The following is a 22,052-nucleotide window of genomic DNA, read 5'->3' as shown; positions in this document are numbered from 1 at the left end:
GCCAGTGCAATATTCTGCTCCACCATCCACCGCACCCCTTTTTGAGGGGCCAAAGATGGCCGATTATCGTTAACCGTCAGTTAATCTGCCAAAGTAGTGCTAGAAACCGTCCGCTTTGCAAAGAGGTCACTGGACGACTAGCGCAGGTTTAGGGGAGGTCACGCAGCGGTGTCTGACTGTCTGAATTTCGCGGATCGGGTTAGGCTTTCTGGCCTGCAGCTTCCAGGATAAGCTCCGCGACCTCGTCCGGGTGCGAGATCAGCGAGAGATGGCTGGCTTTCAATTCGATTGCCTTTGCGTCCATGCGTTTGGCGAGAAAGCGCTGCAGGTCCGGGTTGATCGTGCGGTCCTCGCTCGACACCGCGTAATAGCTGGGCTTGTGGCGCCAAGCGGCTTCGGTAACTTTGCCTGAGAGTAGCGTCTTCTGGAAAGGATACTGCGTTGCATACAGCACCTTCGCGCGGGCCGTGGGAATGTCACCGGCGAAGTCCTCGAGGAACGCCTTCTCGCTAAGTCTTCCTTCCTCACCGTCGAAAACAATTCCGGCAGAAGCGGGGGGAGTAGGGAAGGTTTTCGCTAAAGTGCCGAAATCCTCGTTTGCGTCCGGTGCACGGGCGGCGACGTACACGAGCGCCGACACATTAGGGTGCATTCCTGCCTGAGTTACAATCATTCCCCCAAATGAGTGCCCGACCAATACTGTTGGCCCATCCTGCCGCGCCAATACTCGCTCCGCAGCAGCAACCGATTCCGAGAGAGTGGTCAGAGGGTTCTGCACGGATGTGATGTTCAAGCCCTTTGGCTGCAGCCTCGATATCACTTCGCTCCAGCAGGAACCATCTGCGAATAGCCCATGCACGAAGACAACGTTACGGGCCTTTTCTGGGCGGCCGGCTGCCGACGCGGCCAAGCCTTTGGTTGAAAGCATTGATGCTGCCGCGCCGGCAAGCATAGCAGTTGAAAATGTGCGCCTGTTCATGATCATTCCGGACTTCCTTTCATCATAAAGCACATGCTTCGAGGAGTCTTTCGTTGGGAATTCCCCGATCTTACATCGTCACGCCTATGTGATCGGCGCGTAATATCGAATAATTTCGCGATGCGACGTAACAACGGGTCTCGTCCAACCGAAAGCACGAGTGCATGGACACACGGGAAGACAGATGGGCGAAAGCGATGCGCGCGGAACGCACTGGAGATAGCGCTGCCTACGAGGCATTTCTCAGGGCTTTCGCCGCTTCGGTGCGGCGGATCGCCGAAACGCATTTGCGGTATATGGGCTTCAGTCGCTATGAGGCAGAGGATGTCGTACAGGAAGTGCTCATAGCAGTGCATTCCCGTCGCCACCAATGGGATACGAAGCGGTCTCTGCTTCCCTGGCTGAACGCAATCACGCGCTACAAGATCATTGACGCCAGCCGGCGCTTGGGCCGAGACGCACGCATGCGCGTCGATTTGACCGAAGAGCAGTGGGCCGGACTGTTCTCATCTGAGGGGGTCGTCGATCCTGAACGCAATCCGGCAGATGTCGAAAAACTAATCTCCGCCTTGCCCCCTGGCGAACAGGCAGCTGTCCGAGCCATCGGGCTTGAGGGTGCCTCTACCAAAGAGGCCGCGGCGCGAATCGGTTCCACCGAGGGAGCGGTGCGCGTCGCTTTCCATCGCTCGTTGAAGAAACTGATGGCGGCAACACAGAGAAGAGGCCCCGGGCATGAATGACAATCGACAACCAACGGACGATCTTATTCGAGGGCTTGCAGCGCAAGCTGGTAAAGGCGCGTCACTTTCGCTCCGTCTCTCGATCGTCCTACCTGTCGCGCTGGTCTTTTCGATCCTGGCAGCGACTGGTGTCGTTGTGATGATCGCCGGACCTCGCTCCGACCTCATGCAGATACTCCCGACATGGACGTTCCTGTTCAAGGTCATCGGCATGGTTCTTGTAGCTGCCGGCGGGTTTCATCTTGTTTGGACAGTGGTCCAGCCGAGCCAGGTGCCTCGCACGGTTATCTTTCTTGCTCCGGCACTGGCCTTCCTGCTTACCGGAGCTCTGTTCGATCGGAGCGGCTTTCCCTTGCTTGGGGTTCACACCTACTCGGTGCTAAATTGTGCGGGTACTATCATCATGGCTTCCATCCCGGCGCTCGCCGCTATTCTTTCTGCGATGCGGGCCGGAACGCCCACGCGGCTCAGCCAGGCAGGCGCTATTGCAGGTTTCCTTGCAGGTTCCGTTGGTGGTCTCGCCTATACCATCGCCTGCCTCAACGATGGCGCTGCCTTTGTGGCGGTATGGTATTCGATCGCCATTGCATGTGTAGCGGCACTGGGAGCGTCAATCGGACCCAAACTGTTGAGGTGGTAGCAAAATCAGTTTGGTAATAGGCTATTCTCCCTTCAAAGCAATGGGATACAGTCAGTCATCTGGCTGCGGACCCAAGTGCCAATCTGAAGCGATCTCATGTCTCGGGCAGAACATCTAAAATCGGCCAGACCGGCGCCCGGGTTCGAGAAAAAGTCATCGTCGCTTCGTTCCATTACAGAGCAAGAAATGAGCAATTCCTCACGCAGTGCAGCCGTCCCTTCACGGATGATTCAGGCCCCCCATTCCATCAGCGTCGAAGCACAAGCGGCACTGTCGCGCCTGGTCGACAAGGACGGGAGCCCTATGAATGCGCGGTTCGAAATGCCGTCCCCAGAGGATTTTTCAGGCTGGATGATGATGAAAGCCGCAGTAGATGCGCATTACGCCGCCGCGGCCAAAGATCTTGCCGGGAGTTTGCAGTCCACAGTCAAGACAATTGTAGTCGAACAAGCAACGATCCATGTCGCGACGCCGCACGGAGCATTTCATGAGCGTGGCGCACTCATCGACCTGCATGGCGGCGCATTGGTGTTCGGAGGCGGTGAGGCCTGTCGCGTCAGTGCGCGACGCCAAGCTCACCAGCACGCCGTGCGATGCTACGGCGTCGATTACCGGATGCCGCCTGAGCATCCCTATCCGGCCGCTCTTGATGACTGCTTAGCCACGTACCGTCATGTCTTGAGAGGTCACTCCCCCGACAAGGTAATCATCCTGGGGAGATCGGCAGGCGGCAATCTCGCGACTGCCATGCTGCTGCGGGCAAGAGATGAAGGCATGCCAATGCCTGGCAGATTAGTCTTGCTCTCGCCACAGGTTGACCTCACCGAATCCGGTGACAGCTTCCAGACCAACCAGATGATTGATCTCGTTCTGCCCCGCCCGCTACGATCAAACAACCTGCTCTACGCCGGTGGTGCCGATCTCTCCAATCCCTATCTATCGCCGCTCTTCGGCGATTTGGCGGGCTTTCCGCCGACATTCCTGCAGACCGGCACGCGTGACCTGTTCCTGTCAAACACGGTGAGGATGCATCGAGCCTTGCGAAAAGCTGGCGTGGAAACCGAATTGCACGTCTTCGAAGCTATGCCCCATGGTGGCTTCATGGGTGGGACACCGGAAGACCAGGAGCTCGAAGCGGAGATCCACCGGTTCGTCATGGCAAACTGGAACTGAGGCCGGAAACCCACACAGGTTTGGCGCAGCCCCTCTGTTGTCCTGCTACATCCCTGGCCACATTCCTCCGTCAAGTCGGAGGTTTGCTCCTGTGATATAGGCGGCACGGGGGCTCGAGAGAAACGCAATAGCATCCGCAATCTCCCCAAGGGTTCCGACCCTTCCAAGGGGCACCTGAGCAAACATTGGCAGGATTTCTCTCTCTATGTCATTCCAGGGGGCGTCAATGGCCATCCCCCTCTCAATGGCTTTCTTACGGAATGCGGTATCCAGACTGATGCTATGCACCGTTCCAGGCGAAACGGTGTTCGCGGTGATGCCGTGTGCAGCAACGTCTTTTGCGAGCGACGCCGTCATCGCGATCATGGCTGCTTTGGCGGCAGAGTAGTCCGGTCGACTTGCAGGCGGCATCAGGGCCGCCAAGCTTGAGATGTTTATGATCCGACCCCACCGCGACGCTTTCATTGCGGGCAGAACGAGCGAGATGATCCTCACAGATGCGAGCACGTTCCTGTCATAGACAGCGGCCCACGTTTCAGAGCTTGTCGAGGTCCAATCCTCCGCCGCGGCAGATCCGCCGGCATTGTTGACCAGGATGTCGATCGAGCCTGCTGCAGCCTTTGAATCACGAACCAGACGATCGACCTGATCCGGCACTGTCAGATCGCCGAATACCGCGAAAGCATGACCTCCAGAGGATATGATGTCATGCGCGACCTCCTCTGTTTTCATTCTGTCGCGACCGTGGACAAGAACGGTTGCCCCTTCCTTTGCGAGGCCTCTGGCCACGCCCTCGCCAATCCCCTTACTGCTTCCCGTGACCAGTGCAACCTTGTTTTGGAGTTGTAAGTCCATGATATTTCATCCGTGTTATCGTCTCCTGCAGATATGAGGTTCGTTGATGAAACAGGCAATTACGCACTTTAAAGTGCCTGTCGAGGACAGGGCGACATGCCTCGGAGCCGACGGATCTGTCTCTCATGTCAGCAGGGTGCTTCGGATGATCACAGGACGTTGGAAACTGCCGATCCTTTTCCGATTGTTCGCCGAACCATCATTGCGGGCATCGCAGTTCATGAGAGACATACCTGGCATATCCCAGAAGATGCTAACGCAACATCTCAGGGAACTGGAAAATGACGGCCTCATAAGCCGACACGACTTTCAAGAGCAGCCTCCTCGAGTCGAATACTCGCTGAGTTCAGCAGGCCACGGGCTTATGCCGATTTTGATGGCGGTCAGGGAATTCTCTCGGGATTATCCTGTTGATCGGCGTCGATAACTAACTTGGGTGCCGACGCTTGGCGCGATCCCGAAAATATCGCTTGCATTATGGACCAAATGGTTCCATATAGCACTTATGGTCAAGCGCACTCAAATATCCGCGTCCGTTGGTCGCCCTAGAGAATTTGAACTCGATGAAGCAGTTCGAAAAGCAATGCACGTATTTTGGGATCGTGGATATCACGAAGCATCCCTTCCCGACTTGCTTGAGGGTATGAAACTTTCCAGAGGCAGCTTTTATAAGGCTTTCGTCGATAAGAGAGGCGTCTATCTGCGCGCCCTCGACGCTTACATTGAGGACGCGGTTCGCTCGGTCGGTGAAGCGCTTCATTCCAATCCGTCGCCCAAAGCCGCGATTTTAGAAGCTTTTTCTCAACAGGTGGATCAAGCATCGGGACAGGACGGTTTGCGTGGATGCTTTGTCGTCTTTGCAGCTGTCGAGATGCTCCCAAAGGATAAAGAGGTCGCACCACGTATTTCCCGGCTGTTCAGGCGGCTGCAAGATCTTTATGCGGCGGCGATAATAAGAGCGCAGGCCTTGGGCGAAATCGATCCCGAGCTGGATGAACGAACGCTTGCGAGGTTCCTCGTGTGTCAGATTCAGGGCATGCGGGTCCTTGCCAAAGCAGGAGCGGATCGCGCTGAGACGAGGGCCATGGTCGAACTGGCGCTGAAGGCGCTTGGCTAACTTCAATTTGGAACCAATAGGTTCCCAATTTTTATCATTTCAAACCGTCGATCGATTTTTTGGTCGATGTGGAGACACTTATGAGAGACACGAGCAATCCCGATGACAAACTCGATCCACGTCGTTGGATTGCACTGATCATCCTTTCGACCGGCGCCTTTTTGCCACCGCTTGACTTCTTCATCGTCAATGTGGCGCTGCCCTCGATCCGGGCAGATTTCAGGGCTTCTGCGTCAACGATGCAGCTGATTATCTCCGGTTACGCCACCACCTATGCTGTGATGCTTATCACTGGCGGCAGGCTTGGAGATCTCTATGGTCGACGAAATGTCTTTCTGGCTGGAATGGTCGGGTTTGCAGCCGCATCTGCCTTATGCGGGTTTGCCTGGTCTCCAGCCGCGTTGGTCGCCGGCCGTATCCTTCAGGGGTTTGCAGCGGCAATTATGGCACCGCAGGCCTTGGCTTCGATCAATGCCATTTTCCCAGACCAAGAAAAATCAAGAGCCCTCAGCTTTTATGCCCTGACATTCGGGATGGCATCGATGGTTGGTCTGTTTCTTGGTGGTGCGTTGATTGCGCTTGATGTTCTTGGTCTTGGATGGAGAGCCATCTTCCTCATCAACCTGCCGGTTATTGCAGTCGCTGCGCCGTCGGCCTTCATCATGTTGCGAGAAACCCGATCTGCGCACCCAAGCAAACTGGATCTTGGCGGAGCACTGTTGATCGCGATTGCGCTATTTGCACTGATTGCGCCGCTGATCGAGGGCCGGGAGCACGGGTGGCCGATCTGGCTTATCGTGATGCTTGCCACGTGTCTTCCGTTTTTCGTCTTGTTTTGGCGGCATGAGAAACATCTGGAATCGACGGGGAAAGATCCGATTCTTGCACCGAGCCTGCTGCAAAACCGTGGGCTACTGCGCGGGCTCCTGGCTGCCTTGTTCTTCTACGCCCTTGCGGCCTTCTGGCTGATATTCTCGGTCTATGAGCAGGGTGGCCTTGGTCGGACGCCTTTCGAGGCCGGGCTGGCGATCCTTCCTGCGGCTGTCGGCTTCGTCCTTGGTCCTTTTGCAAGCGAGCGCATCCTCAGCGTCTTCGGGAGATTTTCCGCTGGCGCCGGCATGGTGCTGCAGGCTGCAGGCTGCAGGATTGTTTGGAACGGCGGCCTTGATTTCTACTGGCCTTCCGCAATTCCTTTTTGCTGCGCTCTTTCTTATCGGTGCGGGGCAGGGGATCGCCCTTCCAAACCTGGTGAAGAGCATCGTGCAAAGGGTAGACCGGACGCAGTCAGGATTGGCTTCTGGTCTGGTCAATTCGATGTTTCAGATTGGCGGTGCGTTGGCAGCCGCAATCGTTGGCGGCTTGTTCTTCTCGATCTTGGGGCCGGCCACAGACGTTCAATCCATTGGCCAAGCATACAGCGTTGCAGCGGTTGCAATTGCCATTTGTCTTCTCATCGCGGGATGGCTTTCCGTCAGCCTGACATCGACCCAACCGTTGCGTCGATAAGCGGCGCCATCGCAGCGCATCATCAGCCGATCGCGCGGAAACGGGGTAAAACTCCCCAGCAAAACAGAAACATTCAGAGGTAATCTCTATGAACAACATCTCCACACTACCTCTTGCCGGCAAGTGCGCGCTGGTCACCGGTGCGGCACGCGGTATCGGTGCGGCAATTGCGCTGAAACTGGCCGAGGACGGTGCCGACGTTGCGATCACCTATGAGAAGTCGGTCGAGAAAGCGGAAGCCCTCGTTGCTGAGATCCGCGCCATGGGTCGCAAAGCGATCGCCATCCATGCCGATGCCGCGCGTACAGAAGCGGCAAGGTCCACTGTCGAGCAGACCGTCGCCCGCCTCGGCAGCCTTGATATTCTGGTCAATAATGCCGGCGTCCTTTTCGCAAGTGATTTTTCCACGCAGCCACTTGAGGAGATTGATCTGCAGCTGAACGTCAATGTTCGCGGTGTCTTTCTGATCACCCAGGCAGCGCTGAAATATATTCCCAACGGAGGTCGCATCATCAGTACCGGCAGCAACGCGGGTCTGGCTGTGCCGTTCGCGGGGATCGCGGTCTATGCCGCGACCAAGTCTGCGCTGGAAAGCTTCACGCGCGGTCTCGCACGTGAGCTGGGCTCTCGGGAAATTACTGTCAATCTGGTTCGACCAGGTCCGATTGATACTGACATGAACCCTGCCGATGGCGCGCTCGCAGCCGCTATCCTGCCAAACCTCTCGATTGCTCGATACGGTAAAGCCAGTGAAGTCGCAGAGGCCGTCGCCTTTCTCGCAGGTCCCGGTGCAGACTACATCACCGGCTCAGGCATTCTCGTCGATGGCGGCATCAGTGCCTGAGCATTGATACGAGGCGGTGCCTCGCCGCTCTGTCCTGTAGGTGATAATGCGGAATTTAAGCGCGAATGGGCTGCGGAGTTCCCTCCGCTGCACTGTGCGCGTAAATTTGGCGAAGCGGGCGGTGGCCATCATCCAGGAATTTCTCCAGTCCGTTGGTGGTTTTCCTGCGTTGCGATCGTAGCAAAATAGCAAATATGGGTAGCCTGGTTTCTGCTCAAGCGCCCGTTGAGCGGTAACAGACCTAACGTATGAACATGGAGAAGAATTTGAAGACCATCGGCATACTTGGCGGAATGTCCGCGACGTCAACCCAGATTTATTACCGAGAACTCTGCAGGCTTACCCGCGAGAGCCTGGGAGGACTCCATTCTCCCGAGCTTCTCATACGGTCTGTCGACTTCGACGAAATCGAAAAGTTGCAGGCATCCTCCGATTGGGACGCGGCGGGCCGAATCCTCAATGAACATGCTATCGCGCTGCAGCGCGGAGGTGCCGACCTCCTCATTCTGGCGACGAATACCATGCACAAGGTGGCGGACAAGATCGTGGGCAGGGTGTCGATCCCGTTCGTGCACATCGCGGACGCGACTGCAACCGCTATCCTCGACCGCGGTTTCCGGAGACCGGGTTTGATGGCAACGGCCTTCACCATGGAGCAGACCTTCTACACCGACCGCCTCATCGCTCAGGGGCTGTCGCCAACGATCCCTGAAGCTGATGATCGAACAGAAACCCATCGTATTATCTATGAAGAGCTGTGCCGCGACATCGTTCGCGAGGAGAGCCGCTTGACCTATGAACGGATTGCGCAGCGTCTGGTCGACAAAGGCTGCGACTGTCTTATCCTCGGCTGTACCGAGGTGGGTATGCTGTTAAACCAGGATAACGTAGGCGTTCCCGTCTTCGACACGACCCTCATTCATTGCAAAGCCGCCCTTCAAACCGCTTTACAATGACATGTTGTGTTCTGACGGTCGATCGATCGTCATAACGGTGAGGGGCAATGGTCAAACCTGTTCGCCCAGGTGATGCCTGACCCACTTCGCTTCTTCCGATGCGGTACGCCCGAAATGCCGTCTGAAGTCGCGGCTGAATTGCGCCGGGCTGACATAGCCCACTGACGCCGCCACCTCTGCAATTGTCGCCGTCTGGCGGGCGATCATCAGTCTCGCTTCATGGAGCCGCATCGCCTTCACGTATTGCATCGGACTTGAGCCTGTCAGCTCCTTGAAATGGACATGGTATGAAGGAACGCTCATGCCCACCGCTCTGGCAAGGTCCGCGACGGTGATTTCAGAGCCGTAGTTTTTGCGCAGCCATGCCAGGCTCTCGATCAGTTTTCCCGACGTCCCTTTCCGCTGCAGGGCGGCGATCACTGCGCCGCCTTGCGGCCCTGACATGACCCGGTAATGCAACTCACGCAGGATGGAGCCGCCAAGGGCGGCGACCTCAACCGGACTGCCGAGCACCGTCAGCAAGCGCAGCAGGACGTCTTCGATAGTGCTGTCCATCCTACTCGAGAAGAGCCCTTTTGGCTTGACGCTTGCAGGACCCGCGAGCTTTTCAAGCTGCGTGGCGATCTCGGCCGCCATCTGCATGTCGAACTCTAAATAGACCGCGAGCAGTGGCCGCCGTGGACTGGCTGTAGATGTCATCCTAAAGGGAACGGGCACCGAAACGGCAAGATAGTGGTGCTCGTCATAGAGGTAGATTTCCCCGTCCAGAATTCCGTGTTTGCTCCCCTGCAATACGAACACGGCGCCCGGCTTATAAAGAACCGGAATGTCGTACAGCACTGCTTCCGTGCGTAGGATACGGACACAACTGAGCCCGGTCTGGTTGTAGCCAAGACGAGGAGCGAGTTGTCCGGCCAAGGCGGCAGACTGGTCATGTGTAGAGGGCGGCATTTTATAGTTCATAGGAATTGGCAAAAATTTAAGAGGATTCGCAATCGAACCCGCGTTGTCTCCAGATTATCTGTCACATCAACGGGTAATCAAGGAGTTTCAGAAATGTCGAGCAAAACGTTTTTCATAACAGGGGCGAACTCGGGTTTTGGGCTGGCGATCGCCACTGCTGCAATCGAAGCCGGTCATACCGTCATCGGGACCATCCGCTCCGAAGCCTCGCGCGAAGCGCTGGCAAAGACCCTCCCGGAACTGCGCCCGGTCCTCTGCGACGTCACCGATTTTGATCGTATTCCGGTCGCGGTGCAGCGAGCGGAGGAAGAGCACGGCCCAGTCGATGTGCTGATCAACAATGCCGGATATGGGCACGAGGGTGTGCTTGAGGAATCGCCGATCGAGGAGATGCGCCGCCAGTTCGACGTGAATGTGTTTGGCGCCGTTGCAGTCGCCAAGGCGTTCCTCCCGAGGTTCCGTGAGCGCCGAAGCGGCTTTATCGTCAACGTCACGTCGATGGGAGGCATGATCACCATGCCCGGCATCGCCTATTACTGCGGCAGCAAGTTCGCGTTGCAGGGTATTTCAGAGGTCATGCGGTCGGAAATGGCGCCGTTTGGTGTGCACGTAACAACCCTTTGCCCCGGCTCGTTCCGGACGGACTGGGCAGGCCGTTCTATGGTCCGCACAGAGCGTTCCATTGCTGACTATGATACCCTGTTCGATCCGATCCGCGAGGCGCGTCAGGCAGTGAGCGGCAAGCAGCTCGGAAATCCGAAAAAGCTCGCCGACGCGGTGCTGACCCTCATCGAATCTGAAAATCCCCCGCCGCAACTTCTCCTTGGCAGCGATGCGCTTAGACATGTAACGGCGCGGATCGAACGCCTGACCCAGGAAATCGAAGCTTGGAAGAGCGTGACTGTTTCCACAGACGGCTAGCGCAAACTCAAAATTTGCTATTGACGATCTGCCTACTAGAAGGTAGACAAGCTGCATGAGCAATCTTTCGACCACCTCGGACGACATTCTGGCGTCCACCCGACACCTTCTGATAAGCGGCGGCTACAATGGCTTCAGCTACGCCGATATCTCGGAGATTGTCGGTATCCGCAAGGCCAGCATCCATCATCATTTTCCCAGCAAGGTCGATCTGGTGCGTGAGCTGGTCAAGCGTTATCGAGAGGATGGCCAGGCAAGCGTGGCAATCCTTGAGCAGAAGGTTCCGAATGCTCTGGACATCCTCAAGGCTTATGCTAACCACTGGGCTGCGTGCATTGAGGATGCCAGCAGACCCTACTGTGTCTGTGCTATGCTTGCCAGTGAACTGCCATCCCTCCCCACGGAGGTCGCAACCGAGGTAACGAACTTTTTTCGCTTCATCTCCTCGTGGCTGGCTTCGGTCATGGAGCGAGGTTCCAAGCAGGGCGAGCTGAGTCTTACCAGTGCGCCGCATGTCGAAGCCGAAACATTTCTGGCAACCGTCTACGGGGCAATGCTTTCGGCGAGAGCCAATGGGAAGCCGGAAGTGTTCTCAATGATACTCGAACCTGCCCTCAATCGTCTCACGCCGACGGTTTCTCACTAATCCTGCGTGGCAAGGCTACTCGGGTGAATCGCGTCCATCGAAACTACCAACTAGTAGGAAGATAAAATGAGAAATACTTTCCCAGCCTTAGCCCTCGGGCTGACAAGCATCCTTTCTGTGACTGTCCTTTCGGCACCCGCATCTGCCGAGGATAAGAAAGCCGCGCCGATCCATGTCCGCGGGAGCATCGTCGACTACCAGGGGTCAACGCTCAAAGTGAAGACCCGCGAAGGGGAGACAATGGACGTCGCGCTTGCAGACGACTGGAAGCTGGCAGGCGTCGCGAATGCCAAGGTCACCGACATCAAGCCGGGCGATTTTGTCGGCATTGCATCCCTACCAAAGGCCGATGGTGGCGATGGCGCACTTGAGGTCCTGATTTTCCCTCCGGCAATGAAAGGCACAGGCGAGGGGAGCTACGGTTGGGATCTGAAGCCGGACAGCAGCATGACCAATGCGACGGTCGCGGATGCCGTTAAAGGCGTCGATGGCCGGACTGTCACCGTGACCTATCATGGCAAGGAAAAGAAGATCGCTATTCCGGATGGGACACCGGTCGTGACCATCTCCGCGGCCACCAAGGATGATCTCGTTCCTGGTGCCGTGGTCTTCATCACAGCTGAAAAAGCTGCAACAGGCCCGATCGCCCACCAGGTGGTCGTCGGCAGGAATGGCGTGGTTCCCCCTATGTGAAGAGCACGCCGCCACTGGCCGGAGCAGCCGCCTTACTGCTTCGGCCAGTGACTAGAAATCGGCGACGCCTGATCTGCAGCCGTAAAATGTCAACGATGAAAGACGCTGAGATGAGCGCAAACGCTTCCAACGACAATGTTGAATATCCACGGACGATCTTTATCCGCCGGCACTCGGTTGTGACCCGTGTCACGCACTGGCTGAACGTGCTTTGCCTGAGTTTCCTTCTTTTGAGCGGGCTGCAGATCTTCAATGCCCACCCAGAGCTTTATTGGGGTCATTATGGCGCGAACGGCGATCCCGCCGTTCTGACAATAGGCTCCGATGACGGCGGCCGTCAGCCGCGCGGTTTCGTACGTGTTGCCGGGTTGAAGATCCCCACGACGGGCGTGCTTGGCGTTTCTCAGGCTGATGGCGAACAGGTCTCACGCGCTTTTCCCTCCTGGGCAACCATCCCTTCATTCCAGGATCTTGCCGCCGGACGTCGCTGGCATTTCTTCTTCGCCTGGCTGCTTGTGATCAACGGCATTGTCTATCTCGGCTTCAGCGTGCTCAGCGGACATTTCCGCAAAGACCTGGCGCCAAAGCCCCATGAGATCTCGCCGCGCCACCTCGGCCGCGAAATCCTCGACCACGCTCGGCTCCGCTTTCCAGAAGGGGAGGAGGCCAGGCACTACAACGCGCTTCAAAAGCTCACCTATCTCACCGTTATTGTCGTCCTCCTGCCTCTGATGGTTTTGACAGGCCTGACCATGTCACCGGGCGTCGATGCCGCTCTGCCCGCCTTGATCGAGATTTTTGGCGGACGTCAGTCCGCGCGCACCATCCACTTCATCACAGCGTCGGCGCTTGTCATCTTCGTTGTCGTGCATGTGGCAATGGTGGTCCTGTCCGGGACCTGGAACAACATCCGCTCGATGATCACCGGACGCTATGCGATCCAGGAGAAAGGCCCGAAATCATGAGCAAGCTTTTCACCCGACGCCGCTTTCTCATCGGCGGCACGCTCGGGGCCAGCGCCCTTACTCTCTCGGGTTGCGACCTCTTGGACCAGAACGCAGACGTCGCAAAAGTCCTTCGCTCAGCTGAGCATCTGACCATAAAAGCCCAAAGACTGCTTCAGGGGCGCGATTCACTGGCGCGCGAGTTTGACGAAAAGGACATTTCCCCCTCCTTCCGTGTCAATGGAACGAGTGCTCCCGACAGCGATGAATATGCGGAGCTGCTGGAAGGCAAGTTCGCAAACTGGCGACTGAAGATCGACGGTCTTGTTGATCGACCTCAGACGTTTTCACTCGCTGATCTGAAGGCGCTTCCTTCCCGCACCCAGATTACCCGCCATGACTGCGTCGAAGGCTGGAGTGCGATCGGTAAATGGAAAGGCGTCCCGCTCTCCCACTTGTTGCGCCTCACCGGGGTCAAGCCAACGGCGCGCTACGTCGTATTGCATTGTGCCGACGAACTCGAAAAGACGCTCGACGGAAGCGGTCGTTACTATGAGAGCATTGATCTCATCGATGCGGCCCATCCTCAAACCATCCTCGCCTACCAGATGAACGGCCAGGATCTCAGCGTCGGCCACGGCGCGCCCTTGCGCCTCAGGGTCGAGCGACAGCTTGGCTACAAACAGGCAAAATACATCATGCGTATCGAACTGGTCGACAGCTTCGCCGGGCTGTGGGGTGGGAACGGCGGCTATTGGGAAGACCGTGGCTACGAGTGGTACGCCGGCATCTGAGGTAATCGAAATGGTGAACCACAGGAAAACAATCCATGAGCCTTCGGAAAGGCATGGGCATCAAGGGTTGCCCACGGCGGCGGGACGACGGTTTCTTCTCGCGACGGCCAGGACCTCGATAGTCCCGAAATGTCAGCCGGGAAACTCTCCGGCAAAGCGATCGGATCCGCCGTACTGAATGGGAGGAGAACACCCTCTTGGGCAAGCGTTTCGCCTTCATCTGACGACGCTTGCGCGAACCATTAAACAACTAGTTCAGAAAGTGAAAGAAAACGATGTCGAACAACCAGACCTCCCGTGCCGCGCGCGGCAACGACCAGTGGCTCAAGCAGTATTACTTTACCAGAGCGGCCTTCTCATCGCTGTGGGTCGCGACTGCGTTGACGGCCGGACAACATTCCTTTGCGGTGGCTGCCGCTCTGCTGATCATTTACCCCGCTTGGGATGCAGTCGCCAACGTTATCGATGCCGCGAGGAGCGGCGGTCTTGCCGCCAACCGGAGCCAAGCGATCAACGTCGCCGCGAGCTCGGTTATGACGATAGCCGTGATCCTGGCGCTGACAATGAACATGAACTGGGTTCTCGGCGCTTTCGGTCTATGGGCGATCTTTTCAGGCCTGTTGCAGCTTGGAACTGCCGTGCGGCGCTGGAGAACGAGTGGAGGTCAGTGGGTGATGATTTTGAGCGGAGCCCAATCCTCTGTGGCCGGTGCTCTCTTCATCTTTCAGGCGCAAAGGCCTCAGGAGCCTTCTATCGCCACGGTTGCGGGCTACGCTGGCGTCGGCGCATTCTACTTCCTGGTTTCGGCAATTTGGCTGTCGATCGCCCTGTCGCGTCGCAGTATGCATCCCATCTCATAAGCTCTACCTCGCGCCTACGAAACGACTTGGAAGATATTCAAATGATGACAGATGATGTGGCACAGCAACTCGCTTCCTACCGGAGGACCATCGACAATTTGGATTCCGCTCTCCTCTATATTCTGGCCGAACGCTTTCGCTGTACCGAGCATGTCGGCCACTTGAAAGCCGAACAGGCGTTGCCGGCGGTCGATAATGAGCGAGAGCGACGCCAATTGGATCGAGTGATGAGTATCGCCAATGACGTTGGCCTCAGTCGGCACTTCGTCGAAGGGCTGATGACAATGATCGTGGGCGCTGTGGTGGAGCGGCACAGGGAGATTGCGGCCAGCAAGTAAGTTGTCTGTGGCGGCTGTCCTACCGCAGCCGGGGATCGGCGGGGAGAATCGATCTTCTTCGCGCGGCTTACCATGCAGGGGCATTTGTGATGTGGTCCGAGACGGCCGAGATAAACGCCCGAAGACGCTGAAGACGTCGCAGGTCGCGGTGATATCCCATCCAGATGTCTCGCGCCGGCGGGTGCTTGGGTAGTTCTAGTCTGCGGATACCCGGGATTTGATTGCCTACTGCGCGGGGCAGGACGGCGATCCCAACGCCTTGCCTGCACATTCGCCCCTGGACGTTTCGGTTGTTTGATCGCAGCACAGGTCTCGCGTTCGGAAAACTCTCGGCGAGCCAGGCTATGTCGGGAAATTGCCCTGTCGAAGTGTCGTGGGTGATCAGACGGAAACCAGTCCCGTCGCCATATTTAGGGTCAGGCGACTCCTCGGCGATGTAGACGCCGTATTCGAGCCTGAAGAGCCGCCGCTGAATGACATCGGCAGTGTCGAACGGAACGATGCGAAAGGCAACGTCGGCCTCTCTTTGGGCGAGGTTGAACAGGCGAGTGCCCGTCAGGATCTCGACGTCTACATTGGGGTAGGCTTTCGAGAAATCCGCCACGATGGGAGGCAGGACATAGGCCCCGAACCAGTCTGCCGATGAGATGCGCAGATTGCCTTTGAGGTTTTGCTCCTGCCCGGCGAGCCGGCGCTCCATGGCCAGCGCGCCTTCTTCCATCTGCTCTGCCAGGGCGATGATCCCATGGCCCTCCTCGGTCAACACGAGACCGTCCGCGGTCCGCTGGAAGAGTGTGTGGCCGATGGCATCCTCAAGGGCACGCAGCCGTCTGCCGACGGTCGGATGGCTTGTATGAAGAGCACGCGCAGCACCGCCGAGCGTGCCGGATCGCGCAATCGCAAGGAAGATTTTTACGTCGCTCCATTCCACGGCCCAAGCCCTTACAAAAGTGAACGGTGAAAATACAAAACTGTCACTTCAAGTACAGATCTAAACATCTAGATTCAAGTCATGTTCGAAACCAAGCGGAGAAACGTTATGAAAACATGGTTCATCACAGGCTGCTCAAGCGGCTTCGGCCAGCGGCTTGCGCTCGCCGCGGCACAGCGAGGCGATCAGGTTGTCGCAACTGCCCGCAACGTCAACTCGATCGAAGAAATGGCTGAGCCTTTCGGTGGCCGCATGATCACCTTGCCGCTCGACGTGACGGATGTGGCGGCAGTCAAAGCCGCAGTCGCTAAGGCGGTCGAGACATTCGGCGGCTTTGACGTCCTCGTCAACAATGCCGGCTACGGATTGTTTGGCGCGCTCGAGGAAGGCACGCCGGAAGAATATCGACCGATGTTCGAGGTGAACGTTTTCGGTCTTATCGAAACCACCAGAGCAGCGCTGCCGAGCTTGCGACGTTCGGGCGGAATGATCGTCAATATGTCGTCCGGCGCAGGGATCGCGGGCAGCGGCGGCGCAGCATACTACAATGCCGCCAAGTTTGCGGTTGAAGGGGTTTCCGAGGCGCTCGCCGGTGAGCTGAAGCCGTTCGGCGTCCGTGTGCTGATCGTCGAGCCTGGCCCGTTTCGCACCGATTTCCTCGGCCGTTCGATCACGATGGCGGCCAACGAGATGCCGGAATACGCCGCGAGTTCGCGCAGGCACTATCGGGAAACCAACAACGGCAATCAAGCAGGGGATCCCGACAAGGCGGTTGCAGTGATCCTGCAGGCGGTCGACGCCGATAATACCCCGCTTCATCTGCCGCTTGGGCCCGTCGCGCATTCAATCGCTGAGCGAAAGCTGGCTTCGTTTCGCCGCGATATCGACACCTGGCGCGACATCTCGATTGCCACCGATTTCGATCAGCCCTGATCTGGCAGCTAGCACTGCTTGAACGTCACATCGATTGGAAAGTCATCATGATCCCAACATTGAAAGGGTTTACCCAGCAATTGGTGCCGGTGAACGGCATCAAGATCAATGCCGTCACGGGCGGCTCCGGCCCCCCGATCCTTCTGCTTCACGGTTGGCCGGAAACATGGTGGGAATGGCACCATGTGATGCCGCTGCTGGCGGAGCAGTTCAGCGTGGCGGCGATTGATCTACGCGGCGCAGGCTTTTCCGAATGCCCGCTTGACGGCTACGATAAGGCGACGATGGCGCGCGACGCGCACGAGGTCATGATTACCCTTGGGCATCAACGCTATGCCGTATGCGGCCATGACATCGGCGGAATGGTAGCGCTTCCGCAGGCCGCTATCTATCGAGATGCGGTTACTCACCTTGCCGTCCTCGATGTTCCGCTTCCTGGCTGGAGCCAGTGGGAGGCGACGACGGCGAAGATCTGGCACTTCGCGTTCCATGCTAATCGGGATCTGCCGGAACGCCTGATTTATGGCCGCGAACATGACTATGTTTCGACCTTCATGGCGGAGCGGTTTTACGATCACAGCACCTTTAATCCTGAAGATATCGACATTTATGCGAAAGCAATGGCACTTCCTGGTCGCACGCGCGGTGGCATGGAATGGTACCGCACACTGACCGCCGACCATGCGGCCGCGCTTGAATACAAAAAACAACCGCTCCGGATTCCGGTTTTAGGTCTCGGCGGCGAACAGCGTTTCGGTGCTCATATGGTCGCGATGCTCAGGGAGTTCGCCACAGATGTAACTGGCGGCTCGATTGCCCGCTGCAGTCACTATGTGGCGGACGAGCGCCCGGATGAAGTGGCCGCTGCTCTCATCGATTTCCTCAAGGCCAAGTGAACTCTGCGATGCGGGCAAATTGAGCTCGATCGCGTTCATTGATTTAACAAGAAAGGAAAATTGTCATGACCGCACCTGTCATTCCCGGCGTCAATCACATCGGCATCACGGTGCCTGACATCGAAGCGGCAAAATCGTTCCTGGTGGAAGCCTTTGGCGGCCAGGTGATCTACCAATCGTTCGGGCCGCAGGATCCGGCCAGGCAGGGACCCGAGTTCGAGCGGGCCACTGGTGCTTACCCGGGAACGGTTGTGCGTGCGCAGGCGATGGTCAAGATCGGAACCGGGCCTGACATCGAGCTCTTTGAAATGCACGGCCCCAAACAAGCGCAACCGGTTACACCGAGCGACTTCGGCATCACGCATTTTGGTGTCTATACCGACGACATCGACGCATCGGTACAGCGCTTTGAGAAGGCTGGCGGAACAGCCCTTACGGCACCACGAGCTATTCCCTACGCAACCGAAAAAGGTCCTGGAAACAGGGTCTGCTATTGCCGAGCGCCGTGGGGCACGATGATCGAGTTTATCACCACGCCTGATCGCATGGCCTATCACGACCAGACGGAGCTGCGCAGATGGCAGGATGAGGAATGAGCGTGAGCTTTGATACCTCGTCATCCCGCCGCAGCCTCCTGTCGCTTTCGGCGATGGCTGCGGTCTCGGCCCTGGCAGGGTGCGTCTCCACCCCCGGCACGGGCCGGATGGTGGGGCGACAGTCGACGCCTCTCCAGGAACCGATCGGCCCTGTCCACATCGCACCTGCACCGACAGATTCCGAATTGGCCGTCATGTACGGTCCTATCGAGGATGGCGGCTTTCTGATCCCGGCGGTTCCCTACAAGCAGATCGATCCCCGCTACTATCGTCAGCAGGTCCTCGACCCGACTGGCGAAGCGCCCGGAACGATCGTTGTCGATACTCCCTCGCGCTTCCTCTATCTCGTCCAGCCGGGAGGAACCGCAATGCGCTATGGTGTCGGGATCGGGCGCGATGGCTTTGCCTGGCAGGGCAACGGCATCATTCAGTGGCGTCAGAAATGGCCGCGTTGGAAGCCGCCGAACGAGATGGTCGCCCGCCAGCCGGAATTGGCCAAATATTCGATCGAAAATGGCGGCATGGAGCCGGGCCTGAAAAATCCGCTGGGTGCTCGAGCGCTGTACATCTTCTCCGGTGGCCACGACACACTCTATCGTCTGCACGGCAATCCGCAATGGCGCTCGATTGGCAAGGCAGTTTCTTCCGGATGTGTGCGCCTGCTCAACCAGGACATTATCAACCTCTATGAACGCGTGCCGATTAAGGCTCCAATTGTCGTCAAGCAGTAAGCGCAAGCGATCACGTTCGTCTCTCCTTCGGATAGGGGGAGAGACATGTCCTTCAGGCGATTTCAAAGCCTCAGTTATTTCACGCACAAAGCTCAAGGAACAACCGACCATGTCGAACTTCAGTAAAGCGGCCGCTGGCCTCATTGCCGCGCTTTTGTCTTCCGCTGCCCTAACAGCCCCAGCCTTAGCGGACGCGCGCAACATCGTGCTTGTGCATGGCGCGCTCGTGGATGGTTCGGGCTGGCGCGGCGTTTATGACATCCTGACCCGCGACGGCTATCATGTCAGCATCGTCCAGCAGCCACTGACAAGCCTGGATCAGGACGTTGCAGCCACGAAGAGCGTGCTTGATCAGCAGGACGGGGACGTCGTTCTCGTCGGCCACAGCTATGGGGGCACGATCATCACGGCAGCAGGTGATGATCCCAAGGTCAAGGCACTAGTCTATGTTGCGGCACTGCAGCCAGAAAAGGGCGAGAGCACCGCACAACTGCTCCAATCGATGCCGTCACCCACCAACGATATCAAGCCGACAAAGGATGGCTTCCTGCTTATCGACCCGGCAAAGTTCGCAGCTGATTTCGGGGCGGATCTGCCCAAGGAAAAGGGCGAGTTTATGGCCCGGTCTCAGATGCCTGTCGCCATCGCGGCCACCAGTGCACCCGTGTCTATTGCCGCTTGGCACGATAAGCCCAGCTATGGGATTGTCGCCAAGAACGATAAGACCATCAACCCCGAACTGGAGCGCCGGATGTACAAGCGCGCCGGATCAAGGGTGACAGAGGTAGAGGGCAGCCACGCCATTTATATAACGCAGGCAGCTGCAGTTGCAAAGGTGATCGAGGAGGCCGCGGAAGCTGTCGACTGACAGAAAAGGACCGCGGTAACTCTGCAAATTCACAAGCTGCGGCGTTTTGCGAGTTTGGACTCGTGCCTTGCTAGTGATGTGATCGCTGCATCGGATAAACGTTGTCATCAGAGGGTCCCCGCGATCCAACATCGAGCTTCGAAGCCTGGTGTCGTCGCGGGCCTTCAATGCAGATCGCCATGGAAGGTACAGCAGGAGCGCACTCCTTACGAATGTAGGATGGCTCAACTTCTCAACCTCGTTGAAACGGTGCTCTGCATATCTGTTGCCCGGGAGCACTGTACCCGATAACTCCGTCTCGACTCGAACTCCTTCGTATGATTCAGGCCGGAAAACGGTCGGATGCAGTACGCTCTAATTGTGCCCAAACCGCAAGGTCGTTGCCATGTCCATCCCTCTGCATCAATACCTCATATTTATCTCTATCGTTACCATGATCGTGGTGACACCGGGACCCAACCTGGCTTTGCTCCTAGCCAATTCGCCGAGCAACACGAAGCTCACCGGCTTCGGGATGGTATTCGGGTTCGCCGCAGCCATCGTTTCTCATGCCACGTTGGCACTTGTTGGAGTGGGGGCAGTGATCGCAGCGTCGGCAATCTTGTTCACAGTCATGAAACTGTTGGGTGCAGCTTATCTCATCTGGCTGGGGATCAAATCTCTCTTGTCGCTGCGCGGTCTGGATGCATCTGTCATAAATCCAAGCCGGGTTCCAATGAGCCTGACAGCTCCGAAAGCCTTCGTTCGCGGATATCTCAGCAATTTCCTCAATCCCAAACCGGCGATCTTTTACGTTGCGGTCTTCCCCCAATTCTTGGAGGGCCACCAACAGGAGGTGCTTGCAAATGGCGCCGCGCTTGCACTCACACATGCTCTGATCGCTGTAGGTTTTTACGGCGTAGTTGTCCTCCTTATCGGCAGCGTCACCGGTTTCCTCAATCGCCCGCACATCGCCAGAAGGATCAAAACAGTTTCCGGGGCGGCTTTGATTTTGCTAGGCGGTCGCTTGTTATTGGCAAAGAGCCCTGCCTGATCGTCTCAACCTAATCCGGGGCTAACGCGCCTTCAATACAACGACCCCATCGCATCAGTGCATTCACTTAGCTAATTTGGCTCGGCCTATGCGGACGAAGAAAGGATCATTTGTGAATCGCAAAATTATCGTGCCGCTGGCAATGAAGCCCATTGTGGAGCGGGCAGGCTATGCCCCTGCAGTACGCTTCGAAAACCTGGTTTTCTGCGCGGGGCAGGTTGGACGTGATACCAACATGAATGTTATCAACGACCCAGAGAAGCAATTCGAGGCGTGTTGGGACAACTTAGCTACCGTTTTGTCAGCGGCAGGTTGCAGCTTCGAAGATGTTGTCGAAATGACTACGTATCATGTCGGATTGCAGCAGCACATACATACCTTTCGCAAGGTAAAGGACCGTATTTTCCCCCGCGGAACATGCGCGTGGACTTGCATTGGCGTCTCTGAACTTGCCCATCCCGGTCTTCTTGTGGAAATCAAAGTTGTGGCAGCTATACCTTCGCACCCGTTGGAATAGAGCGGCAGTTGATCCCCGCCGAAGTCGAAAAGTGCTCAAATTCGACCGGACAGCTGGTGTAGAAGACATAACAAAACGACGCAGCTGGTGGACGACCAGCCGCGGTTTGTATCGCGAATGCCGCGGCTGCGACAGGTTTGTATTCTCTCCATAATATTCCTTGGTCGGCTGGAATTAGCGGTTCCATAAGCTCCGGTACGCCGCACCACCGATCCGCATACGCTTAGTAGTCGAAGTCTCAGTCACTTAGAGGTCTGATGAGCAGATCGCGAGTTGGTATCCGTTCAAGAGCTTAGATCGATCGATTGGCCCTCAAAAAGTCCAGAAAAGCCCGCATCCCCGCTCCGATATGGCGGTGTCTGGGATAGTAAAGGCAGAGGCCAGGATAGGGCGGCGTCCACTCGGCTAACGCCTGCCGGAGTCTCCCGTCCGCAAGTGCTTCCTCGGCCATCCATCGAGTGACATAGGCGAGGCCGCAGTCAGAGGTGGCTCGGGAAATCTGCACAGCCAGGATAAGTGGAATTTCTGCCTGACTTCGGCTTAGATGCCGGGAACAGGAGATACCATGACGAGACGAC

26 protein-coding genes and 1 pseudogene are annotated in these 22,052 nt (G+C 57.1%); 22 read left to right on the top strand and 5 right to left on the bottom strand.

All coding sequences use genetic code 11. The features are described 5' to 3' along the window. Positions 1 to 199 precede the first annotated feature (199 nt). The gene (locus tag PL597_RS24725; RefSeq protein ID WP_271366513.1) at positions 200 to 985 is read right to left on the bottom strand and encodes an alpha/beta fold hydrolase; all 786 of its coding nucleotides are present in this window, start codon (positions 983 to 985) and stop codon (positions 200 to 202) included. A 191-nt stretch (positions 986 to 1,176) separates the two neighbouring features. Here PL597_RS24725 and PL597_RS24720 point away from each other — a divergent pair, with 191 nt between their 5' ends. The 3 genes from PL597_RS24720 to PL597_RS24710 all read left to right on the top strand — a co-directional run bounded on the left by PL597_RS24720 (position 1,177) and on the right by PL597_RS24710 (position 3,532). Beyond that, positions 1,177 to 1,719, top strand: coding sequence for a sigma-70 family RNA polymerase sigma factor (locus tag PL597_RS24720; protein WP_245425078.1), 543 nt, complete (start codon positions 1,177 to 1,179; stop codon positions 1,717 to 1,719). Next, positions 1,712 to 2,359: an NrsF family protein gene (locus PL597_RS24715; RefSeq protein ID WP_113327736.1), complete on the top strand. Its 648-nt coding sequence runs from the start codon at positions 1,712 to 1,714 to the stop codon at positions 2,357 to 2,359. Before PL597_RS24720 ends, PL597_RS24715 begins: the two co-directional genes overlap by 8 nt. A gap of 186 nt (positions 2,360 to 2,545) precedes the next feature. Further along, a complete protein-coding gene (locus PL597_RS24710; protein WP_087747380.1) occupies positions 2,546 to 3,532 on the top strand; it encodes an alpha/beta hydrolase in 987 nt (328 codons plus the stop codon). A 45-nt stretch (positions 3,533 to 3,577) separates the two neighbouring features. Here the strand turns inward: PL597_RS24710 and PL597_RS24705 are convergent, their stop codons facing one another. Beyond that, on the bottom strand, positions 3,578 to 4,387 hold the full coding sequence (locus PL597_RS24705; RefSeq protein WP_087747382.1) for an SDR family NAD(P)-dependent oxidoreductase: 810 nt from the start codon (positions 4,385 to 4,387) through the stop codon (positions 3,578 to 3,580). Between the two features lie 46 nt (positions 4,388 to 4,433). Between PL597_RS24705 and PL597_RS24700 the strand changes: the two genes are divergently transcribed. From PL597_RS24700 to PL597_RS24680, 5 genes and pseudogenes are all read left to right on the top strand, one after another. Next, positions 4,434 to 4,814 (top strand): winged helix-turn-helix transcriptional regulator, encoded by a 381-nt coding sequence (locus PL597_RS24700; protein WP_034499614.1) that lies wholly within the window; start codon positions 4,434 to 4,436, stop codon positions 4,812 to 4,814. A gap of 9 nt (positions 4,815 to 4,823) precedes the next feature. Continuing rightward, a complete protein-coding gene (locus tag PL597_RS24695) occupies positions 4,824 to 5,504 on the top strand; it encodes a TetR/AcrR family transcriptional regulator (RefSeq protein ID WP_013637161.1) in 681 nt (226 codons plus the stop codon). An 80-nt stretch (positions 5,505 to 5,584) separates the two neighbouring features. Continuing rightward, positions 5,585 to 7,010 (top strand): annotated as a pseudogene (locus PL597_RS24690) (MFS transporter). 88 nt (positions 7,011 to 7,098) lie between these two features. Continuing rightward, positions 7,099 to 7,854 carry an SDR family oxidoreductase gene (locus tag PL597_RS24685; protein ID WP_271366506.1) on the top strand — a complete coding sequence of 252 codons (756 nt, stop codon included), beginning with the start codon at positions 7,099 to 7,101 and terminating at the stop codon, positions 7,852 to 7,854. A 266-nt stretch (positions 7,855 to 8,120) separates the two neighbouring features. Next, positions 8,121 to 8,810, top strand: a complete 690-nt coding sequence (locus tag PL597_RS24680) for an aspartate/glutamate racemase family protein (protein WP_022557128.1) — start codon at positions 8,121 to 8,123, stop codon at positions 8,808 to 8,810. 51 nt (positions 8,811 to 8,861) lie between these two features. Here PL597_RS24680 and PL597_RS24675 read toward each other — a convergent pair whose 3' ends face one another. Then, on the bottom strand, positions 8,862 to 9,773 hold the full coding sequence (locus PL597_RS24675; RefSeq protein WP_271366504.1) for an AraC family transcriptional regulator: 912 nt from the start codon (positions 9,771 to 9,773) through the stop codon (positions 8,862 to 8,864). A gap of 93 nt (positions 9,774 to 9,866) precedes the next feature. Between PL597_RS24675 and PL597_RS24670 the strand changes: the two genes are divergently transcribed. From PL597_RS24670 to PL597_RS24640, 7 genes are all read left to right on the top strand, one after another. Next, positions 9,867 to 10,694: an oxidoreductase gene (locus PL597_RS24670; RefSeq protein WP_020808319.1), complete on the top strand. Its 828-nt coding sequence runs from the start codon at positions 9,867 to 9,869 to the stop codon at positions 10,692 to 10,694. A gap of 55 nt (positions 10,695 to 10,749) precedes the next feature. Continuing rightward, on the top strand, positions 10,750 to 11,340 hold the full coding sequence (locus tag PL597_RS24665; protein ID WP_020808320.1) for a TetR/AcrR family transcriptional regulator: 591 nt from the start codon (positions 10,750 to 10,752) through the stop codon (positions 11,338 to 11,340). Between the two features lie 66 nt (positions 11,341 to 11,406). Then, positions 11,407 to 12,033, top strand: a complete 627-nt coding sequence (locus tag PL597_RS24660) for a hypothetical protein (RefSeq protein ID WP_271366502.1) — start codon at positions 11,407 to 11,409, stop codon at positions 12,031 to 12,033. A 110-nt stretch (positions 12,034 to 12,143) separates the two neighbouring features. Continuing rightward, the gene (locus PL597_RS24655; protein ID WP_031233276.1) at positions 12,144 to 12,998 is read left to right on the top strand and encodes a cytochrome b/b6 domain-containing protein; all 855 of its coding nucleotides are present in this window, start codon (positions 12,144 to 12,146) and stop codon (positions 12,996 to 12,998) included. Continuing rightward, entirely contained in the window at positions 12,995 to 13,771 is a 777-nt protein-coding gene (locus tag PL597_RS24650; protein WP_020808323.1) for a molybdopterin-binding protein, read from the top strand. Before PL597_RS24655 ends, PL597_RS24650 begins: the two co-directional genes overlap by 4 nt. Positions 13,772 to 14,046: 275 nt before the next feature. Continuing rightward, the gene (locus PL597_RS24645) at positions 14,047 to 14,631 is read left to right on the top strand and encodes a DUF308 domain-containing protein (RefSeq protein WP_271366500.1); all 585 of its coding nucleotides are present in this window, start codon (positions 14,047 to 14,049) and stop codon (positions 14,629 to 14,631) included. 26 nt (positions 14,632 to 14,657) lie between these two features. Next, a complete protein-coding gene (locus tag PL597_RS24640) occupies positions 14,658 to 14,969 on the top strand; it encodes a chorismate mutase (protein ID WP_020808325.1) in 312 nt (103 codons plus the stop codon). 67 nt (positions 14,970 to 15,036) lie between these two features. Here PL597_RS24640 and PL597_RS24635 read toward each other — a convergent pair whose 3' ends face one another. Then, complete coding sequence (locus PL597_RS24635) at positions 15,037 to 15,900, bottom strand: LysR family transcriptional regulator (protein WP_020808326.1); 864 nt, start codon at positions 15,898 to 15,900, stop codon at positions 15,037 to 15,039. A gap of 108 nt (positions 15,901 to 16,008) precedes the next feature. On the opposite strand from PL597_RS24635, the gene PL597_RS24630 reads away from it, so the two are divergent. The 7 genes from PL597_RS24630 (at position 16,009) to PL597_RS24600 (ending at position 21,474) form a co-directional block, all read left to right on the top strand. Further along, positions 16,009 to 16,833: an oxidoreductase gene (locus PL597_RS24630; RefSeq protein ID WP_020808327.1), complete on the top strand. Its 825-nt coding sequence runs from the start codon at positions 16,009 to 16,011 to the stop codon at positions 16,831 to 16,833. Between the two features lie 47 nt (positions 16,834 to 16,880). Beyond that, on the top strand, positions 16,881 to 17,729 hold the full coding sequence (locus PL597_RS24625; protein WP_020808328.1) for an alpha/beta fold hydrolase: 849 nt from the start codon (positions 16,881 to 16,883) through the stop codon (positions 17,727 to 17,729). A 65-nt stretch (positions 17,730 to 17,794) separates the two neighbouring features. Continuing rightward, positions 17,795 to 18,325 carry a VOC family protein gene (locus PL597_RS24620; RefSeq protein ID WP_271366497.1) on the top strand — a complete coding sequence of 177 codons (531 nt, stop codon included), beginning with the start codon at positions 17,795 to 17,797 and terminating at the stop codon, positions 18,323 to 18,325. Further along, positions 18,322 to 19,056, top strand: a complete 735-nt coding sequence (locus PL597_RS24615; protein WP_416372250.1) for a L,D-transpeptidase — start codon at positions 18,322 to 18,324, stop codon at positions 19,054 to 19,056. The genes PL597_RS24620 and PL597_RS24615 overlap by 4 nt, the downstream gene beginning before the upstream one ends. A gap of 109 nt (positions 19,057 to 19,165) precedes the next feature. Continuing rightward, the gene (locus PL597_RS24610) at positions 19,166 to 19,924 is read left to right on the top strand and encodes an alpha/beta fold hydrolase (RefSeq protein WP_062585768.1); all 759 of its coding nucleotides are present in this window, start codon (positions 19,166 to 19,168) and stop codon (positions 19,922 to 19,924) included. Positions 19,925 to 20,309: 385 nt separating this feature from the next. Then, positions 20,310 to 20,957, top strand: a complete 648-nt coding sequence (locus tag PL597_RS24605) for a LysE family translocator (RefSeq protein WP_034499637.1) — start codon at positions 20,310 to 20,312, stop codon at positions 20,955 to 20,957. 112 nt (positions 20,958 to 21,069) lie between these two features. After that, complete coding sequence (locus tag PL597_RS24600) at positions 21,070 to 21,474, top strand: RidA family protein (protein ID WP_022557141.1); 405 nt, start codon at positions 21,070 to 21,072, stop codon at positions 21,472 to 21,474. 292 nt (positions 21,475 to 21,766) lie between these two features. On the opposite strand, the gene PL597_RS24595 is transcribed toward PL597_RS24600, so the two are convergent. Further along, entirely contained in the window at positions 21,767 to 21,979 is a 213-nt protein-coding gene (locus tag PL597_RS24595) for a LysR substrate-binding domain-containing protein (protein WP_271366514.1), read from the bottom strand. Positions 21,980 to 22,052 lie beyond the last annotated feature (73 nt).

The organism is Agrobacterium sp. ST15.13.013 (assembly GCF_027956525.1).
In the GTDB taxonomy this organism is placed as follows: domain Bacteria; phylum Pseudomonadota; class Alphaproteobacteria; order Rhizobiales; family Rhizobiaceae; genus Agrobacterium; species Agrobacterium salinitolerans.
Note: the sequence above shows the minus strand (reverse complement) of the source record. Positions and strands in the feature narration are given on the sequence as shown.